Genomic DNA, 19,373 nt, shown 5'->3' with positions numbered 1-19,373 from the left:
AATCAAACTGCGCTGCAGGCAACCTGATCTCTATGCGGAAAATATCGATTTAAAGATTGGTTCGGAATTATATGCCACACTTTGCGGTTAAAAGGAACTAAAAATTATTCTTTGCCGAAATTGCTTAATTAAAAAATTCCTGTTTAGAAATTAAAGCTGCACATTTTATCATAATTTTGGTTACCCTATCATTCATCATGAAATTTCTTTTCGTTTGCTTTTCATTCATCCTTGCCAGTTTGTCTGTCTATTCTTCTGCTGAACAGGATTCTGTTTTAAAAATGCTGAAAAATGAATTATCAAAGAAAGACCGATACGATGAAATAAAACATGTTAGGATAAAGCGGTTAAAACATAGCCTGAATCAACGCCCTTTAGATCAGCTAAAAATTTATGCATCGCTTTTTGATGAGTATGAATATTATAAGTTTGATTCTGCTTTTGTCTATGGGAATAAACTGCTCAGCTTAAGCTTAAGACAAAATGATCCGGTTAAAATCAATCAAAGTAAAGTCAAACTCGCCTCTTTGCTATTGCATGCAGGATTGTTCAAAGAGACATTTGATTATTTAAAGGATATTGATATCTCTTTATTGGATGCGAAAACAAAATATGATTTCTTCTGCCTTAAATCGGGTGCTTACTCCAATCTTGCCATTTACAACAGCGACGGATACTTTAGTAAAAACTACAATGAAAAGGCCATAAATTATCTCGATTCAGCGCTTTCTCTCTGCAAGCCGAAATCATTCGAATGGAAGTTTACCAAGGGAAACAAGCAGGTGGTATCAGGGCAAACTGATGTGCCTCCAACCTATTTTCTTGATATTTTAAACCACGAAAAAATATCTGCGCACGACAGTGCCAGGGTGCTCACCGCAATGGCAGCTTTTTATCTTAAAAAAGAAGACCATGATAAAAGAATACAGGTACTCGCTAAGTCAGCAATTTGCGATATACGTTCTTCAACTAAAGAAACGCTTGCAACATTATTGTTAGCTGAAGATTTGTTTTATAGTGGTGATTTACCGAACGCTTATTTGTTTATACAATGTTCCCGCGACGATGCTGGTTTTTACGGAAACCGTCTCCGTAAACTCAAAATCGAATCTATTTTGCCAGAAATTGCAACTCAGGTTAATCTCGCTACTGCGCGACAAAAAGATCGTTTTTTTAACTATTTCTTTTATATCTCGTTAATTTCGATCATTATTTCTCTTGTGTTATTTATGATATTTATTCAGATGAGAAAGCTGAAAACTAAAGAAAAAATCATTGAAGACAAGAATGAAGAATTGAATTTAGTAAATCATCAGCTTCTTGCCATTAATGAAAAATTGCAGGAATATGCTACCGTAAAAGAAAGGTACATTGGTTACTTTTTTGATTCGATTTCTGGATATATTGTTAAGCTTGATAAGCAAAAGAAAAGTGTGGAACGCAAAATTATGACGGGGAGATACAACGAAGCACTCTCATCATTAAATGAGATTAACATCAAAAAAGAAAGGCAGTTGTTGTTTAATACTTTTGATGAAGTTTTTATCAGCATCTTTCCAAACTTTATAAACGTGTTAAATTCAATGTTGTCTCCCCAGGATCAGATTTGGCCTAAACAACCCGAACTACTTAACACCGAACTTCGGATTTTTGCCTTAATCCGACTTGGGATCACCGATACTCAAGCCATTGCCACAATTCTGGAATACTCGGTAAACACCATTTATATCTACAAAATGAGAATCAAAGCGAAAGCGCTTGTTTCTGCCGAAGTGTTTGATAGAACAGTGATGAATGTGAAAGCAATCTAAACCTGACCGGACTCACATCCAGGTACTTAAATAACGGTTTATTGGCAATGGATAGCTTTCTGTATTAACCTGAAAAACGAAAAACTTTCATTGATTGAATTCCTTTAATTCATCAGGAAGCCAAATAGGATAATTTTCCTTTTTTACGATAGCTATTGCGGATGCTGAAACCGGGATCTGCCATATTTTAAAGAAATCTGATAGATCTGTCTTCGAAACATGGCTGATTGTTTTAAACCATAAATCTATTTTTTCTTCATTAGTTTTAGGATATTGATTTTTTGGCAAATCTGCGTAAACTTTGTTAGCGCTTTTGATTGGATCCCAGCTAAAGTGCTCAATGAGCTCAATGTACATGCTCAGCGCTATCCAGGGGTTTTGTTGGAACTTATCATAGCTGGGCTGACTTCTCATATATTGTTTAATCTTCTCGATCACGCCCGCTTTGCTGGGTATGTTGTCCTGGTTATGGTACTTACCCAGGTTTAAAACCTGATCATAAATATACATGCTGTAGAGATTGACGGTGACTTCACCGAGACCATTGAAATCGAGGTCATGAAACTGGTGTCTATGGCCGAGCTCATGGAAAAGACCCCAGGATCCTTTTGTTTCAATCTGATCTTTATCAAGCATAATTCCGGTACTTTCGTCATCATTGGGGGCTACAATTTTCGCTGGTGTGGTAAATAATGCCCCGAAAGCTACTTGCTCATCAACAATGATTCTTTCCGGGTATAATCTCTTCCGGTTGATCATCCGAAGATCGGCATCAGCATCCATTACCCGATCATAGAACTTCATCAGCGCAGTTGGATTTTTGAGTTGCCTGATCCGGTCAGCTGGAACAGCAAACACAATCTTGTCTGTGGCCAGTTCTGCCCAGGGTGCCGGGTAGTCTTTGATTGTCTGGTTCCATGTACTGTCATCGGTCGCACCGAGTTTGTAATAAGGGGCGTTTACGGCTCCGATGACTTTTAGCGAAATAGATTTCAATTTTGTGGTGTCTGATATGTTGACCATCAGTAACCCGCCGTACGGGGAATAAATCCGTGTGGTATCTTGATTCAGTTCGAAATTTCTGGTCAGGTTGAATCCAATCCTCACCAGGTGATCCGCACCACTGGCGAGGTCATCGTCATGAAGACCTATCTGGGCTTTAAGTTTCTGTGAGCGATATTTTTTATCTACAATTATTTTAACTACTTCTCCGGCTGGAATATACAGACCAGTGCTATGTGGGCGGTAATAGGCCGAATGCGGTTCGAAAAGTCCCTGTTTGCCTACTTGCACATTGATGTTTAAATTTTTAGTGACTCTTGGAGCAGTATCTGGTACCACTCCCGGAAAGTCTTCATGTCCGGCTATTTTAGCTTTTGTTCCATATTTCATTTTTAATTGTGACTCCTGAATATTACCCGAGATCAGGTAGGCCATTTTTTTCTTTGGCGAAGATAAATCCAGTGGGCTTTTTGGTGTCGGGCGGTAGAATGTATCGGGGATCCCGTAAAATTCTTTCAGCCGTTTTACAATCAGGGTGTGTTCGTCATTGTATTCGGTACTAAAATATAAGGTAGGTTTGACGAACCAGATAAACGAGTAGTAGTCTCGTGGATTTTCGGTGTATTGAAGCGTTAAGGAGCACTCAGGTATGGTATTGATATGGAGATAGGGTGGAGCTTGATCTATAGAAATAAGGTTATTGTTCCAGCTGGAACGGAGGGTCATATCAAGATTAATTATTCCCGCTTTGGCTAACAAGGTATTTAGTTTTGGAAAAACCTCGGCATCCTTTTCGCGGGTTTTGATACTTTCGATTGGTGAGGCAACGACAAGTGTTCCCCCTGCTCTGACGAGTTTTTCCAAGGTCTGCAACTGTCGCGAGTTATTGATATCTGCTGAGAGAAAAAGTGTTTTGATATCCTTTGTCAGTTGGAGGCTCCCTAGATTTCTCACCTGAAACTTCTTCGTCGTCAGGTAATCTGCAAGATCGTGGTTCTGTTGATTAAAAACGGCAATGTTCCCTGTTGCAATTTTTAAGGTGTTTTGAATTATTTTACCAACGGAAGGGTTCTTCAGAAGGTGTTTCTCAAAATAGGCCGGTGAACCAAATGCCAGTATTTTACCGCTGCTCAGGCTGGAAGCAACGATAGCATTTGCCTTTAGGTTGAACATACCCAGATTGATTGTCCCTATTATTTCCGGTTTTTCATCAATAGCTAAAAACGTGGAGGTAAATCTTGTTGAATCCGGAAGCGGCAGATTTGAAATGTCTTTTGTAATAACTGATTTTAAAGTAGGTGCAGTCTGGCAAATTCCTGCGGTCAGGTTTACAATAAAAAGTATGCTAAAGAGCAGATACGAGCGTTTCATCACAATATTTTTGTCTAAAATAATGATAATAAATCCTTTTAGTAAGCGTGTATTGCCAGGTTAACGATTTTTAACATTTCAATCCATTTCAGAGTTTTCTGGCATGTATAGTCCGGCCTTGTATCAAGATTAGCTCTTTTATTTTTCCGTTTTCATCTTTAACGAATTCTATGGTTCCGTTGATTTCTTTGGAGAAGAACTTGGTCTGGCTTTCAGGCAGGGCTTCTATTTTTGGCTGACCGGTGGCCTGTGCAAAAAGACGTTTGCCCTGCTTTGTGATGGTGAGGATAAAATTGGGCATGAGTTCGTATCGTCCGGTATAACTTTCCAGCAGTGATTCGGGAACATCGCTTATATTCATTACTTTGGTTTGGTAAAGGCCTTTGAAGCTGTAAACTTTAGCGATGCTGTTGATGATTTCGGGGATGATGGCACCGTTATCCGAATTAACCATAATTGCAAGGCCGTTTCCGCCTTCCAGGCTACCGTAGTAAGCGGACTGGAATCCGTAATTGGAGCCGCCATGTCCAAAATACGCGGTGCTGTCAGGAGATTCAATGAAAACGCCGAGGGCGGATCCATTGCTGTTGGCGTAGGGCGTAAGGCGAATTCTGGTGTCGGATTGATTTAGGACTTTGCTGGATTTACCCTGGTAAGCCAGCTGGGTTTCGATGATGTATTTAGCCAGATCAGATGGATTGGTCCATAGTCCGGCAGCGGCCTGCTCGGGGTAAACGTGGTGTTTCCCTTTAATAGCTGAACCATCTGCCAGATACCCGGTGGCGAGATGTCGTCTTTTGTTGTCTAGTGGCGGCTGGGCAAAAGTGCTTTCGTTCATGTCCAGGGATTTAAGTATAGTTTGGTTCAAATAATCCTGATAAGGTTTACCGGTAAGGTCGATTAAGAGTTGCTGGGTGATGGTCGTTCCCCCTCCGGAATACTGCATTTTTTCTCCGGGCGCAAATTGAGACCGTACCGGATCAGAGTTCGCTGGCTTTGTGCCGTTGAGTATTTGGATTGTATTGGGTAAAGGTGCGTCAATCTGATAGCCACCAAATCCGTGGACGCTCAGGCCTGCGGTATGGCTGAGTAGGTGAGCGGTATTGATTTTTTTACCTTTGGAAAGGGAATCGTACGGGAATTTCCAGTTTTTGAGGTAGGTATTGACGTCGGTATAAAGGTCTAGCTTTTTATCATGAAAGAGCTTAATGATGGCCAGGGCATTGAAAGATTTGCTAATGGAAGCAGCCTGAAAAAGGGTATTTATCGTTGCTTTGGTCTGGGTAGCGGAATCGGCCATGCCATAAGCTTTGGCAAAATCAACTTTATAATCTTTGATGACTGCGATGCTTAGGGCTTTGATATTGTAATGTCTCATTTGCTCCTGAAGATTCATTGGTTTTTCTCCGCTGATAAGGGTTTTGCCGGTGAGGTTGTTTTCCACTTGAATAATCCTTTCGTTCGGGACCTGCTGGGCAGAGGCAAGCAAAACGCATAAGCCTAATAAGATGGTGAAAAGGCCGGTAAAAAGGATGGGATTTGCATTAGGGGTCCTGATCATTTTGAAGTTGAGCGTATGTTTCATAAGTATTTATTGCCTAAGGCTAAGCTAAGCAATTATTGGCTTCAAGTTGCACTTAATTTTTTAGTATAGTATCAATGGAATGAATAGCGGTGCTGCTGGTGGCGATTTTTGAGGAATGGCATTCCTTTTATTATAAGTACTTCTGGTAATTAAGAAAATACAGGTTAAAATTATTATAGCTCATTTTCAGGGTTTTACTTTTTGAGGCTTGCGCAGATGGAAACTGCTTTTATTTTTGCGCTATGACTGTAACTGTACTGGCCATACTGGAGACTGATTTTAAGCCGGAAAAGAATTTAGCAAAGGTAATGAACGATCGTTTGATGCGGACGGCAAGAGATCTTCAGGAGGTTCATTTTAAACCGTTATCGGGCAGGGGTTTTTCTTCGGATGATCTGGTAGTGTATATCAGTTATAATCCCAAATATAAAATCCGTTTCCGGATTGTGAATGATGTCCCCGCTGATATCGAATATTTTGTGGCCGAGTGTTGCGGAAGGTTGGGTTATATTCTATGGAAGGCGAATGCGATCGGGGTGAGCAGAGCGGACCTTTAACAAGCCTCTACTGAGTAAACGGAATCTAAATACCTGGTTTTCTGTTTATTATAACTCATGCTTCCAGGCCGGCTATTTCTATATCTTTTGTACCAAAAAATACCGAAGTTCTCCCTGCAAAGCGCATACGTAGTACCCTTGCGATTCATATGCTGTGTTTAAGTCTTTTTAGGGATCCTATTACAAGCTAGGAATTTGGCGTAATTAGCCTGTTTCAAGAAATCATCCCTATACAATTTTTATAAAAAAGGGGATTTATAAAGAGTTGGTCAACATCCCTAGAGAAAAAAACTTTATTTCTTTAAAAGGAGAAGGTGCCAGTGTTACTGTTTTGACTTTTGATAATTCGGCTAGAAAATTAGATGTCAATGGAAAAGAGTATGGTACATTTGGTTCGGCATCTGTTTATGTGTTGGGAGATAATTTTAATGCAGAAGATCTAACCTTTCAAAATAGTTCGGGTACTACGGGAGGGCGGGCTTTAGCAGTTAGTGTGAGCGGAGACCGGGCGGCATTTAAAAATTGTAGGTTCCTTGGTCATCAAGATACATTTTACGCTGGTGGAAATACCATTCAATATTTTAAGAACTGTTTCATAGCCGGAACAGTAGATTTTATATTCGGGGCATCTACAGCTTATTTCGAAGGTTGCACTTTACATAGTATTTCTTCAGGGTACCTTACTGCTGCATCTACACCAGAAGGCCAGAAATACGGTTACGTGTTTTCTAAATGCAAGCTAACTGGAGAGCCATCACTCTCAAAAGACAAAGTTTACTTAGGCAGACCTTGGCGACCTTATGCAAAAGTGGTTTTTCTAAATTGTGATATGGGTGAACACATCCGGCCAGAGGGATGGCATAACTGGGGTAAGGTAGAAAATGAAAAAACAGCTTTTTATGCAGAGTATCACAGCATGGGCAACGTTGATCAACGGGCAGAACGAGTACGATGGGCAAAAGAGTTAACGGATTTGCAAGCAAGCGACTACACAAAGAAGAAAGTCCTTGGCAACTGGAAACCATTTTAGGGAATAATTAATGTGTAAATAAGATCTTTTAACGCTCGTATACTGTTATCATAATTTGATTAAGGCTACCTGCATGGGTAGCCTTTAGTATTATATCATAATAACTTTAGCGCATATTTTGCGTATTTTAATTTAAAGACAAACATAACCTTTATTGGAAACAAAGGAATAGAGTTTAATCTTCGCTTAAAGTTTTAAATAACACCCTAATTAGTACCGCAGACAGCCGAAAAAGACTTTGTGAATTAGCTCGTCCCTAGAGGGACTTGCATAGTCGTTGGATAGTCTGTCAAAACTCAGCCAGCAACTATTAAAGGTTGGGCACTAAATGAAGTTTAATACCCTTGTATCAATACAACCGGATTGGAACAAGAATCTATGCAGCCTTCATGATTCTGACTAGGTACATACTTTCCAATGGACTAGATGATGATGGTAGCTCTTTGAGTTTAGTTTACCAATGTAACGTCTTCAGTTAAATATTTTGACGAAGACAGTTATCTCTATTTCAATGAAAAGTAGATGAATATAATAGTTTAGGCAGGCTATCCAGCACTGCCTAAATTAATCATCACTAACTATTAAAATAAGGTTGGTTTAAAGCTACCTCTGGAAGCTTATAAGTCCTTCCTTAAGAAATTCTTTATAATGTGCTACATCATAATCTGCCCCCCTCGGCGTAACGAGTGGCAGTTCGGTAGATGGATCAAGTAACACGTAAAGCGGCTGCGAATTTGACTGAAAATTTCTGGCTTGCAAATCACTCCATTTCTTTCCAATTGTGTTTAGCTTTTTTCCTTCAGGAGTGAGGACTTCATCCTGGCTATCTAGCTCTGATTTGTCATCCACATAGAGCTGAATAAGTACATAATCTTCATTGATCATTTTGTACACATCTTTGTCAGGCCAAACATTAGCCTCCATCTTTCTACAGTTAACACATGCATGCCCGGTAAAGTCGATGAGCACGGGCTTATTTTGGATTTTCGCCGCATTGATACCTTCTTGGTAATCAAAATAAGCATTCAATTTTAAAGGTGCTTTGAACTTATCGATGTATTTATTAGGCTTATATTTTTCGTTTCTGCTCATAGCTGTCGGGTCTGAGGTTAAGCTAGCGGTGTATAGGTCGAAATCTTGAGTTTCCTGCGGTGGCAAAAATGCAGAAACCGATTTCAATGGAGCACCCCATAAACCCGGAATTAAATAAACGGTGAAAGAAAGTACTATTATTCCTAAGAAAAGTTTGGGTACGGAGATAAATAAAACCGGGCTATCGTAGGTGAGCCTTAATTTGCCCAAAAGATAAAGGCCCATCAATAAAAATATCACAATCCATAATGATAGAAAGACCTCTCTGTCAAACCATTCCCAATGATAGGCTAAATCGACATTGCTTAGAAATTTGAGAGCAAATGCCAATTCGAGAAATCCAAGTGTTACCTTGACACTATTCAGCCAGCCACCTGATTTAGGAAGTTTTGTCATAAATGACGGAAATAGGGCAAATATGGCAAATGGAATAGCTAATGCAAGCGAAAAGCCAAACATGCCAACCGCTGGTCCAAGTAACGCGCCCGTAGTAGCAGTTTGAACCAGTAATGTTCCAATAATAGGGCCAGTGCAAGAAAAAGAAACTAATGCCAGCGTACCCGCCATGAAAAACAGTCCCGCAATACCGCCTTTGTCAGCTTTAGCATCTAGTTTATTTGCCCACGATGAGGGAAGTGCGAGCTCAAAAGCACCGAAGAAGGAGACTGCAAAAACAATCAGCAACAAAAAGAAAAGGAAGTTGAATATTCCGTTAGTGGATAAGCTATTTAAAGCATCGGCCCCAAAAATAATGGTAACCAGAAGCCCTAATCCTACATAAATTAGAATAATAAATAGGCCATAAAGCATGGCCCTGCCAAAAGCCTTGCCCTTTTCTGCTCCTTTGGTAAAAAAGCTTACCGTAAGAGGCAGCATCGGGAATATGCAGGGCATCAATAATGCTGCAATTCCACCCAAAAAACCAGCTAGGAAAATACCGCCCAATGTTTCCGAATCTTTGTCAGCTGACATGGCATCAGGTTTCTGGAATGCCTTTCCTTTTGGTTTTCGATTTACAGAATCTGCCTGATGTTGTTGCAAGGGTTGATCAGTTTGAATTTCTGTGAATTCAAGACCATCGACCGATATACTATCCTGGGCACAAGTAGCTAAAGACATTGAGAATAATAACACTAGTATTCCCAGTACTTTTTTGTTAAAAATAAACATTACCAATAAAATTATTTCACAACAACACTAAATTCAAGTTCCTCTGGAGGCAAACATTGCTTATCATTACAAGTCATAAATTCCACAGTTCCTTTTATAGTTGGATTCTTCGAAGTAAATTTTACTTTTTGCTGGAAAATGACTGACTTTTCAAAAAAACTAACGTCGCTTTTGAAAACAGGTTCATATTTGACAATAGGCTTCGGCTCTATTGTTGATCCAACTACGGTGTAGTCTTTACCGTTTGAAAAATTGAAGCTGGTTTTAACCGGACCGCCTTCCTTAACGAATTGTGAGTATAAATGCCATCCTGCCTCAATGTTAGCTTTTATATAAATAGTTGCTGTGGTCGGACTAGTTTTTTTTGCAGCGTAGGACCACTTTACGGGTTTAAGAATCTGACTATGTGCCGCTAGGGCCAGTGCGAACAATGAGAGAAAAATTGCTGATTTTTTCATATGTAATTATGTTAGTTGTATAACCCAAATCATCTAGAGATTTTGGCCTGTTAGATTTATTTTACTTTACGGTTCAACCAATCAGTAATGATCGTTAGCGCTTCAGGAGCAACACCGCTTTTGATGTTTGGGATTTCAGCTTGTGTACAGGTAGTGCATGGCAGTAATAGGTGATTTACATTTTTTAACAAATATGTTTCAACGTTTATATTCCCACCTGCTGCAATATATTCTTTCCAGTTGCTTAAATTTTTTTCTGCAACAACATAACTGTCCTTATCTCCATTAATCGCTAAAACAGGTATTTTAATTTTTGCCATGGTTTGCTTTGCATCGTACTTAATGAAGTACCTATACCACGGACCTATTGCATACATGACGTAACTATATACTGGAAAACGGAAATGATCAAACTCAATATTGAGTGTTTTAAAATAAGCATCGTCCTTCACCTTCCAGACTGAATAAGTTTCATTCAACTTAGCTTCCATATTTGCAGAATCGGCATATTTAAGTGCAGTTTGAAACATGAGCGCATTGATATCATTAGACCTTGCCTTATCATGATCAGGAAGCTGCGAGTTATTTACCAGGCTTTCATTTTGAGAAATCAGCGCATCAAATCCATTCTGTGCCAGACCCGAAAGACTAATCAAAAATTTAACGTCTTTGCTCTTTGATGCTGCAATTGCTATTGCAGCACCGCCTTCACTATGTCCGATCAGGCCAAGGCGTTTTTTGTCAATCCTATTTTCTGTTTGCAGTTTTTTTAATGCCAACAAAGCATCATTGGCAAAATCCTCAGTAGTGGCGTTCTCATAAACTCCTGTTGTTTTCCCAACCCCCCTGTCATCGACCCTTAATACCGCATAACCCTTCTTAACAAGCTCGTTTGAGATTTCTAGAAATATTTTGCGGCCCGCCATCAGACCGTCTCTGTCTTGCCTGCCCGTACCGGAAACAATGACCATCGCAGGGAATTTCTTATCACTGCCTGCTGGATAGGTTAATGTTCCTCCATAGGTAATTTTGCCATCCGGGGATTTAAAGGTGATCTCTTTCGAATTGTCCTGAGCGAAAAGTTGAACAGCCTGCGTAATTAATAACAGACCGGTATAGATTATCTTATTCATATTCTTATTCTGCGTTTTTAGTGAGTTCAATTAGTCCTGACATCTCGTCGGCTAGTCCTGTTGCACTTCCAGAGAAGCCAAGTGAAAGAAATCTTAAAAAGCCATTTTTGTCAATGACAAGTTTTTGTGGAATTCCTGAAATCTTAAAAGCTTTGCATATTTTTGAAAAAACCTCTGAGTTTGTTTTCTCTCCAGGTACCTTATTGTCAAAAAGTACGTTGAAAGGCAGGTTGTTTTCCTTAATGTATTTTGCGATTTCCTCTTTGTAAGTTTCTCCTCGTTCTTCAGTATCTACAAAATAAAATACCACGTTTGGATCTTTACTATATTTTTCAACCGCTATTTTCATTCCTGGAAAAGAGGCCTTACAAGGAACACACCAGGTAGCCCAGAAATCCAAGATGACCGTTTTACCTTTAAGGTCAGAAGAATTTACCGTTTTACCAGACAGATCTTTCATACTCCAGGCTGGCATCTCTTTTTTTATCATATTTGCCTTTTGATCACTTTCTTCAGCAGCCTTGATCGCAGGATTTTTTAGAGACTCTAAATAAGTATCAAATCCGGCCTTAGATTTTTTCCTCGCCACATACATTTCTTCGAGCATTGCAATCATCTCTGGAGAGGCCTGGTTGTTGTACATACTCTTCAATAAGACATTTTCCAATTCCTTGCTCATTTTTAGCTTTTTCAAAATAATCGCATGCTCATTGTTGATCTCTGCATTATTGTATTTCAACTCTCGTTGTGCATCAATTGCATAAGGCAATGCTTGAGCATATTTTTCTTTTAAATTGAGTAGCCCAATGTGGGTAGCGCTAAGGGTAGAGACAAAAGCCTTTCTATACTGCTCTTCCCACTCTTTTGGTGAGAAATATTCTAAATTCTGAGGTCTGTTTGCTTTAAAATTTTCAAATCTTCTTACCAAAATATCTGAGAATTGTGCAAATTGATCCATATTTCCCTCTTTTCGGTGAAAAGGTATCCAAATTAACTTATAATATACGGAAGGCAACATTGAATAGGAAAGGGAATCAGCATATTTGCTGACATAGTCAGTCTTGTAACCTTTCATTGTACTGAAAACCATAAGATTCTGGTAGACTATACCATAATTAATTCTATTCTCGTTATCAAATTTTTCATCCGTTTTGTATTCGGGAAATTTGCCCAGAAATCTTAGTGATGCTGAAATCATGGAGTCAATATTTGAATTAGCCGAAATGCTGCGATACGCTTGTAAGCGAGCGAGGCTTCCAGAGGGAAACTTGGTTATTAATACCTGCTGTATGGAATCTACCGTTTCTTTTTTAACCAATAAATTCTGATAAAGATATTTGCCATTAAGCAAATCCCTTTCAGTTGCCTCCGGTCGGGTCATGTATTTACCTGCAAGTTGCAGTCTGTCAGCAGCTTTTTCGCCAAGATATCCCTTCAAAGCAATAGCATAATCCAAAGCCAAAATTGGTTTCGCTTTCTGGTTATAGTATATTTCTTGGTTTAGCCAATGGAAGGTTGCCGTATCACTTATTCCTTTAAATTTAATGTAGCCGGGTATGTCCTTTCCATACTTTGGAGATCTTGCCAATCCCCATCCTGCATATGCCCCAGGAGCCAAAGCACCTTTACGATCTTTGTCATTTATCATAACAAAGTAACCTAAGTCATGATTGTTATCGACGGTGTCCGGGGATTTAAATTTAAAAGCAAGCAATCCACAGTCTATAGGTGTCTTGAAGCTCGCCTTCCATTTTTTCTCCGAAAGAAATAATTTCAAATCAACGGCATTCCAATGATAGTTGATATATTGATAAACCACAGCACTGATCTCTTTCGCGCTGGCAAGTGGAGTCCCCACAGGATTGTAGGAGATCTGGATAGGAGAACCATTTTGAGGCTTTTCTGGCGTGACCGTAAAGTTGCTTGTAGACTGAGCGAGCAGACCAAGGGAGAGCGAGGAAAAGACAATCAGTAAAACTGTTTTTTTAAGCATTTTTTTAATTTTTAAAACATGGCCCGTGGGACCATGCCGGTTTTGTGTAATTGATTTATGGGTTGGCTTCTAATTCTGGATTTAAGTTTCGTAAATATTCTGCAATAGGGAAAGTGTATCTGTTGCTCCCTGGCGATAGCGTATAAGTTACGCCATTAAAAGTCCTGGTGTAAGTTCTTTGAAATGCCGTTTCGGAATTCAACCTTCTCATATCCCACCAACGAAGCATGTTTCCAAAAAACTCGCGTCTTCGTTCATTAATTACCTCATTCAACGCTTCGGTTGCAGAGCTTGCTGACAAAGGAACGAAATCAGCAGTTCTGAAACGTTTTATCCTTAGCGCATTTACTAAGTTCATAGCACCTGGAATATCTCCTGATCTGGCAAATGCCTCCGCACGGATCAGCATCATTTCAGGTACTGACACCCCTTGATTTCTTGTCTCCCCTGTTAAAGATTCTTTATACTGAAACCTTCCTGTATAGGTTGCTGATACTGTCGTCGCAGGAACGGTAAATAGCCTATATCTTTGGTCGCTAGTGCCCAAAATAGTTAAAAAATCATCACTTAACTTTAATACCGTTGGGGCAAAGGTGAGCGAGCCCCCGGTAGGTATTTTTGAGAGCAAGATCTCCGGATTGATAATTCTGCGGGGGTAATTTGTTGTGGTGATCGCTGTAATATTAGCGTAATCTATCAGAGTATTCCGGAGCTTTAGTGCTTCCTCGGCATATCGGCCGGCATTTCCAAAATCCTTCATCATCAGATAACATCTTGCTAACTCTCCATAAGCTGAAGGTTTAGATGGAAGGGTGTTGTATGCCTGGGTAGCCGGCAACGATGGAATAGCAGTAAGAAGATCACTGATAATCTGATTATAAATAGCCTGAATACTTGCCCGATTTAGCGACTGGCTAACCGTTTGCGTTAATAGCAGCGGAACTCCTAAGTCTGTGGCGGCGGTTGAAGCACTGTAAGGCTTGGCGTAGGTATTGACGAGATTTAAGTAGGCATCTGCACGGTGAACGAGCGCTTCAGCTGCAATTGCATCTTTTTGAGCCTGGGTACCATCGCTGGAAGGAAGTTCGTTGATGATCGTGTTACAGGTTAAGATTGTTGCATAAAGCGTGTTCCAGTTGGCATCCTGTTCATACGGACTTCCAAGTGGATAGATCACTGACTGCCAATTGTAACTTGAAGTCAAATAATTATAGAATTGCGTTCCCGATAATGCGCTTTGCTGCGAAGCATCGTTGATAACAATGTCTGATGAAGCAAAATCAGCGATGCTGGCCACCTGTTCGAATCCTGAGGTGTTATTTAAGAGATACCGATAATTGATCGTTTGGTTAGGAACCAGGTTGCCTTGGGTCTTAATGTCAACATATTTTTTACAACCCATTAATGCCACCACAGCAAATGATAGAATCGATAGTTTATATTTTGATTTCATGAGGTTTGATTAAAAATTAACATTTAATGAAAAGTTGTAGGATACCGGGGAGGGAAGTGATACTGAAGTTGTATTTAAACTTGCCACAAAATCAGGATCAAGCCCCTCCTTGTTTGCCCGCCATAATATCCCCAGGTTACGCACTGAAAAAGCAAAATTTGCGGACCTGATGAAGTTGGTTATCTTTTCTACAGGCAACTGATAACTAAGAGATAATTCACGCAGACGAACATAGTCTCCTTTGATCACGTTGATGTCAGACTGTTGGTAACGAAGTAAGCTCTGTGCTGCAAAGATACCTGCGGCGCCAGGGACATTTGTCGTGGCCTCATCGCCTGGTTTTGTCCATCTTTTGGCAACGTCTTCATGAAGATCATACCTTACCCCGGTTCTTGCTGTAGGGTATGCACTTATCGTAGGTCTCAGAAAAACGTTTCCGAATTGATAGGATGCTATCGCCATTAAGGTGAGATTTTTGTAACGGAAGTTCGTATTGAAATTCCCAAAGTAAGGTGCATTTCTCCTCCCTGCATACGATAGCGCATCGACTGAGGTGATATTTTGGCTGGATGAAACTTTATCTCCTTTTTCATTAAATATCTGGGTCAAACCCGCAGCATCTAGACCAGCATTTTTGTATACAAACATTTTGTCTGTCGGATAGCCATTCAGATTGCTTGCATAGGCAGGGTTGGAAAAGAAAGTTGAATTCAGCGCAAATCTTGTGTCGGTAACTTCATTGTTATTATAGGCGAAATTTAATCCGCTGCTCCACTCAAAATTCCCGTTTTTGATCATTGTTCCCCTTAAACTAAGCTCTACCCCGTTTCCAGAGAGTGCTGTAGAATTACGAAATAACGTGGTAATGCCATATGTGCCATTAATTGGGAATTCATAAAAGAGGTCCTTACCCCTTTTTGTATAGATATCTAAAGATCCAGTTAAGCGGCTGTTAAATAATCCAAAGTCCAGACCGAAATTGGCAACATATGTCTTTTCCCATCTCAGCTCTGGGTTAGCAGGTGAAATAATGCCCGCTGATGGGAGTCCGGTAGCGATGTCGGAAGGGAATAATGCGATATAAGTAAAGGGAAATACTTGTGTAGATATGTTCCCGTTTACACCGTAAGTCGCTCTTACACTAAGGCTACTTAACCAGTCAGTCATATCAAGAAAAGATTCTTTTCTAATATCCCACTTTAATCCCGAAGACCATAATGGAGTTGCCCGGAATTTACGGTCAACCCCGAAGTTGTTATAGTCATCATATCGTACGCTTCCTGATAAGGTATAGCGTCCAAGAAACGAGTAAGCTGCATTGCTGTAATAAGATAGATAACGTCTTGTACGGTCCTGCTGCGACGGGCTTCCGGTAAGGCTGGTGCTAAATCCCTGAAGGGTTGCGTAGGGCGTGAAAAAGTTAACTGGTCTGGAAAGGCCTGTACCAGTGTTGTATCCATAAAGGGTATTGTTTTCCTGGGCTATCCTGGTCTGACGGATTTCAGAACCCGCAATCATTGTGAGCTGATGCTTCCCACTAAAGGTATTGTCATAATTCAATTGCCCTCTGAGTGTATAGTTGTTTGCATTCGTATTTGTACTTCTTAATATCCCACCACTATTGGCAAGACCAATAGAGTTAACCGCCTGACCGGACGTAGGTTGCGGCGTGTAATTATTAATCAGACTTCTGTATTCGTAGGTTTGTTCATTGAAATAATTTCTTGTCAAACTGAAACTTCGTTCGGTTCCAAAAAAAGCATTGGCGGAAAGCCCTTTAAATACCGGGACATTCAAATTCATATTAACCGTATAGTTATTGTCATTCTGACGGTTATTTGCATTGTCTAACTCGTCTAATGCATTGTATCTCCAGTTTACGTAACCTCTGCTTTGTAACTGATTAACCCAACCAGAATAGTATTGCTTTGAATAACCTACACGGTTGCCTGATTCATCGATTAGCTGATTATAAGGCATAAATGTGGTAGCGCTTGGGGCAAAAAGGTTACTGATGCCCTGTCCGTTGTTGTTAAATTTAAAAAATGAACCTTTAATGTTTGTGGATAGGGTAGCTATTTTAAGGAGCTTAAAATTATTATTTAGTGTGACTGTCAAACGCTGTCCATTCACCCCTACGCTATATGGATTTTCTCTACTATAAGATGCTGAATAAAAATAATCGCTACTTTTACCACCTCCGCTAACAGATAGGTCATATTGCTGATTACTCGACGGTCTAAGCAAGTATTCTGAAATTTGGTCTCTACTGTCTATTGCACTGAATCTGTTGATAGCGGCGTTATAGTCAGCCTGAGTAATCGAACCTGCACGAAGCTTGAAAGTGAGATCTGTCACATCTGAAACTGGCTGTCCAAGTGGGGTGGAGGCATTAGGCACGGTAATTAAGTTCTTAGCAATCAAATCTTGTTCATAGGCAATGGTTTGCGACGAATTCATCAGCTTCAGGTAAGCTAGATTAGGTTTGTTAGCAACCGTTGCCGACACAGATAAGGATACTTTAGGTGCCTGATTTGGTATTCCTTTTTTTGTTGTGACTACAATTACGCCATTAGCAGCCCTTGTGCCCCAGATAGAAGCGGCAGCGGCATCTTTAAGAAAGGTGATATTTGCGATATCGTTTGGATTAAGGGTTGAAAGATCCAATTCGGAAATTGCTCCGTCGACTACTACCAAAGGAAATGTTTCTCCCCTAATTGTGCTTGCTCCACGAATGGACATTGAATAATCTGTTCTTCCCAATGATCTCGTTCCGCTGTTTATGGCAACCTGCGTATTGCCATAAGTGAATAGGTTATCAGAGTTTAAATCTACTTTTAATCCTGCAACCTGATTCTCCAAACGTTGGACAAGATTTGGAGATTTTATTTTTTCAATATCGGCAGCCTTGATTACTGACGCTGCTGCTGTAGATCGTTCCTGTGGCAGCGCCTGGTACCCGTTTACAACAATATCAACGTCCTGAAGCTGGTTAGCCTGCGACGGACTCATCCTGATCTTCAGATTTCTTCTCTCAGCACTGATAGATTGATTCAAAGTTTGATAGCCCAAATACGAGAAAGAGATATTCTTTGCCTCTTTAGTGACAAACATGGCAAACTTTCCATATCTGTCGGTAATGGTAACACGGTTTGCTCCATCAGATTTTATTGTTACCCCGGGAAGCCCTGTTCCAGTCTCATCCAGCACCTCACCATATATATACAATTCCTCGCTACTGGCGGCTAAATCCGGCATTTTCAAATTATTACTTTTGTTTTGAAGTATCTTGTCATCTCGACTAACAATTGTATAATTCCCCTCGCTAACATATAAAAATAGAAGATTGTTATTATACAGTACATTTTTTAAAGCCTCATCGAGTGATTTAGCCTTCAGGCTATTGATATTGGTAGTTTTACCTTCAATAATTTCATTTTCATAAGAAAAAATAGTTTTATATTTTTTAGAGATTGCATTTAGTGCAGCCTCCACACTTATATTTCTTTCCTGTGCATGAATTTTGAAAATTGGGGCGCACAGCAATAACATAAACACCAGCAAATAAACTGGCTTACTTAGTTTTTTGGTCATTGTATTAGTTTGTTTGGTTGTTGATTAGTTTGGTTTCATTAACGCCTGGACTCCAGACGGATCGTTTTTCCTTCTTTTTTTACATTTACATTCAAAATATTGCTAAGGGTGAACAATAGACTTTGCTCGCTTTTTATTGAAATGCTTCCTCCGATTTTTTTCTGGCCCAGGGTCGGGTTATCTAGAATGACCTTATAGCCGTATAAGTCTTCGAAAGCCTGGATGATTTCATTTACACTGGTATGGTTGACAATAAGTTTGCCCTCTTTCCAGGAGGCAAACTGAGATGCGCTAATTTGGGCTGTTGAAATTTCACCCTTAGTTGAATCAACTTCGACTACATTTCCCTCTTTCATCAGGTATGAGATACCTGTTTTGAGTGATCTGACTTGCACACTGCCCTTGACGAGCGCTACAGTGGTAAGTCCCCGTCTTTCCTTTAGATTAAATTCTGTACCTAATACCTCTACTTGAGCAGTGCCTGTTGACGCTCTGAAAAGTTCACCTTGACGTATTTCATCATGGTTGTGGTTTAGATGGACTACTTTAAAGTAGGCTTCTCCCTCCAGAGATATTTGTCTTAGTTTTTTCCACGCATAAGCCCTTGGATAGCGCAAGGTGGAGTTAGCATTTAGGACAATTTGAGATCCGTCAGGAAGAGAAAGCTTTTTGCTTTCACCATAAGCCGTCCGTACTGTAATGCTAGAAAGCATGAACCAGGAGATATAGGCTGTTATTGCAAAAAGTGCAGCTATGCCTGACGACCAATAGTAAATTCTTTTTCTAAGTCTTGTAGCGTTATTATTTGCTAAGTTTGAAGCCTTAATCTCGCTCCATAACCTATCCTTCAGCCCAGTAGGTGCAATAATGTCGTTAGCACTGAGAATTAATTTCAGTTGGATGCTAGCGGAATTGAAAAAAGGTCTGGCTTCTGGATATTCATCCAATAACTGCTCCCAAAATGCGACATCTTCTGCATATTGATATTTAATGAGTCGAATAAAATTCGAATCTTCGAGAAAATCGATTGTTTTGGAATTAAGATAGTCTTTTTTATTCATACCTATAAGTGATTTTGATCACTCATACTATACAAACAAAAAAACCGGAGAAATTACCCCACG

11 protein-coding genes and 1 pseudogene are annotated in these 19,373 nt (G+C 39.9%); 3 read left to right on the top strand and 9 right to left on the bottom strand.

Translation table 11 applies throughout. The annotated features are described in order from the left end of the window. The first annotated feature begins 197 nt into the window (after window positions 1-197). Window positions 198-1,811 (top strand): DUF6377 domain-containing protein, encoded by a 1,614-nt coding sequence (locus OQZ33_RS13735; protein WP_265799593.1) that lies wholly within the window; start codon window positions 198-200, stop codon window positions 1,809-1,811. 87 nt (window positions 1,812-1,898) lie between these two features. On the opposite strand, the gene OQZ33_RS13730 is transcribed toward OQZ33_RS13735, so the two are convergent. Then, entirely contained in the window at window positions 1,899-4,184 is a 2,286-nt protein-coding gene (locus tag OQZ33_RS13730; protein WP_265799592.1) for a M60 family metallopeptidase, read from the bottom strand. Between the two features lie 88 nt (window positions 4,185-4,272). Continuing rightward, window positions 4,273-5,769: a serine hydrolase gene (locus OQZ33_RS13725; protein ID WP_265799591.1), complete on the bottom strand. Its 1,497-nt coding sequence runs from the start codon at window positions 5,767-5,769 to the stop codon at window positions 4,273-4,275. Between the two features lie 242 nt (window positions 5,770-6,011). On the opposite strand from OQZ33_RS13725, the gene OQZ33_RS13720 reads away from it, so the two are divergent. Beyond that, a complete protein-coding gene (locus OQZ33_RS13720) occupies window positions 6,012-6,326 on the top strand; it encodes a hypothetical protein (protein ID WP_010599324.1) in 315 nt (104 codons plus the stop codon). 229 nt (window positions 6,327-6,555) lie between these two features. Continuing rightward, window positions 6,556-7,356: pseudogene (locus tag OQZ33_RS13715) on the top strand (pectinesterase family protein); the annotation flags it as partial. A 603-nt stretch (window positions 7,357-7,959) separates the two neighbouring features. On the opposite strand, the gene OQZ33_RS13710 reads toward OQZ33_RS13715, so the two are convergent. The 7 genes from OQZ33_RS13710 to OQZ33_RS13680 all read right to left on the bottom strand — a co-directional run bounded on the left by OQZ33_RS13710 (window position 7,960) and on the right by OQZ33_RS13680 (window position 19,310). Further along, the gene (locus tag OQZ33_RS13710) at window positions 7,960-9,567 is read right to left on the bottom strand and encodes a protein-disulfide reductase DsbD family protein (protein ID WP_265799590.1); all 1,608 of its coding nucleotides are present in this window, start codon (window positions 9,565-9,567) and stop codon (window positions 7,960-7,962) included. A 62-nt stretch (window positions 9,568-9,629) separates the two neighbouring features. Then, on the bottom strand, window positions 9,630-10,076 hold the full coding sequence (locus tag OQZ33_RS13705) for a protein-disulfide reductase DsbD domain-containing protein (protein ID WP_265799589.1): 447 nt from the start codon (window positions 10,074-10,076) through the stop codon (window positions 9,630-9,632). A gap of 56 nt (window positions 10,077-10,132) precedes the next feature. Next, entirely contained in the window at window positions 10,133-11,209 is a 1,077-nt protein-coding gene (locus tag OQZ33_RS13700; RefSeq protein ID WP_265799588.1) for an alpha/beta hydrolase family protein, read from the bottom strand. A 4-nt stretch (window positions 11,210-11,213) separates the two neighbouring features. After that, window positions 11,214-13,202: a TlpA family protein disulfide reductase gene (locus tag OQZ33_RS13695; RefSeq protein ID WP_265799587.1), complete on the bottom strand. Its 1,989-nt coding sequence runs from the start codon at window positions 13,200-13,202 to the stop codon at window positions 11,214-11,216. Between the two features lie 55 nt (window positions 13,203-13,257). Beyond that, on the bottom strand, window positions 13,258-14,655 hold the full coding sequence (locus OQZ33_RS13690; RefSeq protein ID WP_265799586.1) for a RagB/SusD family nutrient uptake outer membrane protein: 1,398 nt from the start codon (window positions 14,653-14,655) through the stop codon (window positions 13,258-13,260). A 9-nt stretch (window positions 14,656-14,664) separates the two neighbouring features. Then, entirely contained in the window at window positions 14,665-18,249 is a 3,585-nt protein-coding gene (locus OQZ33_RS13685) for a SusC/RagA family TonB-linked outer membrane protein (protein ID WP_265799585.1), read from the bottom strand. A gap of 38 nt (window positions 18,250-18,287) precedes the next feature. Then, window positions 18,288-19,310 (bottom strand): FecR family protein, encoded by a 1,023-nt coding sequence (locus OQZ33_RS13680; RefSeq protein ID WP_265799584.1) that lies wholly within the window; start codon window positions 19,308-19,310, stop codon window positions 18,288-18,290. Window positions 19,311-19,373 lie beyond the last annotated feature (63 nt).

The sequence above is a fragment of the Pedobacter sp. MC2016-05 genome, from assembly GCF_026239735.1.
GTDB lineage: Bacteria > Bacteroidota > Bacteroidia > Sphingobacteriales > Sphingobacteriaceae > Pedobacter.
This window is presented reverse-complemented; position numbering and strand designations above follow the sequence as displayed.

Excerpts from the sequence above, each read along its gene's own strand:
- OQZ33_RS13735 (WP_265799593.1), top strand. The coding sequence starts at position 198 with ATGAAATTTCTTTTCGTTTGCTTTTCATTCATCCTTGCCAGTTTGTCT.
- OQZ33_RS13730 (WP_265799592.1), bottom strand. The coding sequence starts at position 4,184 with ATGAAACGCTCGTATCTGCTCTTTAGCATACTTTTTATTGTAAACCTG.
- OQZ33_RS13725 (WP_265799591.1), bottom strand. The coding sequence starts at position 5,769 with ATGAAACATACGCTCAACTTCAAAATGATCAGGACCCCTAATGCAAAT.
- OQZ33_RS13720 (WP_010599324.1), top strand. The coding sequence starts at position 6,012 with ATGACTGTAACTGTACTGGCCATACTGGAGACTGATTTTAAGCCGGAA.
- OQZ33_RS13710 (WP_265799590.1), bottom strand. The coding sequence starts at position 9,567 with ATGTCTTTAGCTACTTGTGCCCAGGATAGTATATCGGTCGATGGTCTT.
- OQZ33_RS13705 (WP_265799589.1), bottom strand. The coding sequence starts at position 10,076 with ATGAAAAAATCAGCAATTTTTCTCTCATTGTTCGCACTGGCCCTAGCG.
- OQZ33_RS13700 (WP_265799588.1), bottom strand. The coding sequence starts at position 11,209 with ATGAATAAGATAATCTATACCGGTCTGTTATTAATTACGCAGGCTGTT.
- OQZ33_RS13695 (WP_265799587.1), bottom strand. The coding sequence starts at position 13,202 with ATGCTTAAAAAAACAGTTTTACTGATTGTCTTTTCCTCGCTCTCCCTT.
- OQZ33_RS13690 (WP_265799586.1), bottom strand. The coding sequence starts at position 14,655 with ATGAAATCAAAATATAAACTATCGATTCTATCATTTGCTGTGGTGGCA.
- OQZ33_RS13685 (WP_265799585.1), bottom strand. The coding sequence starts at position 18,249 with ATGACCAAAAAACTAAGTAAGCCAGTTTATTTGCTGGTGTTTATGTTA.
- OQZ33_RS13680 (WP_265799584.1), bottom strand. The coding sequence starts at position 19,310 with ATGAATAAAAAAGACTATCTTAATTCCAAAACAATCGATTTTCTCGAA.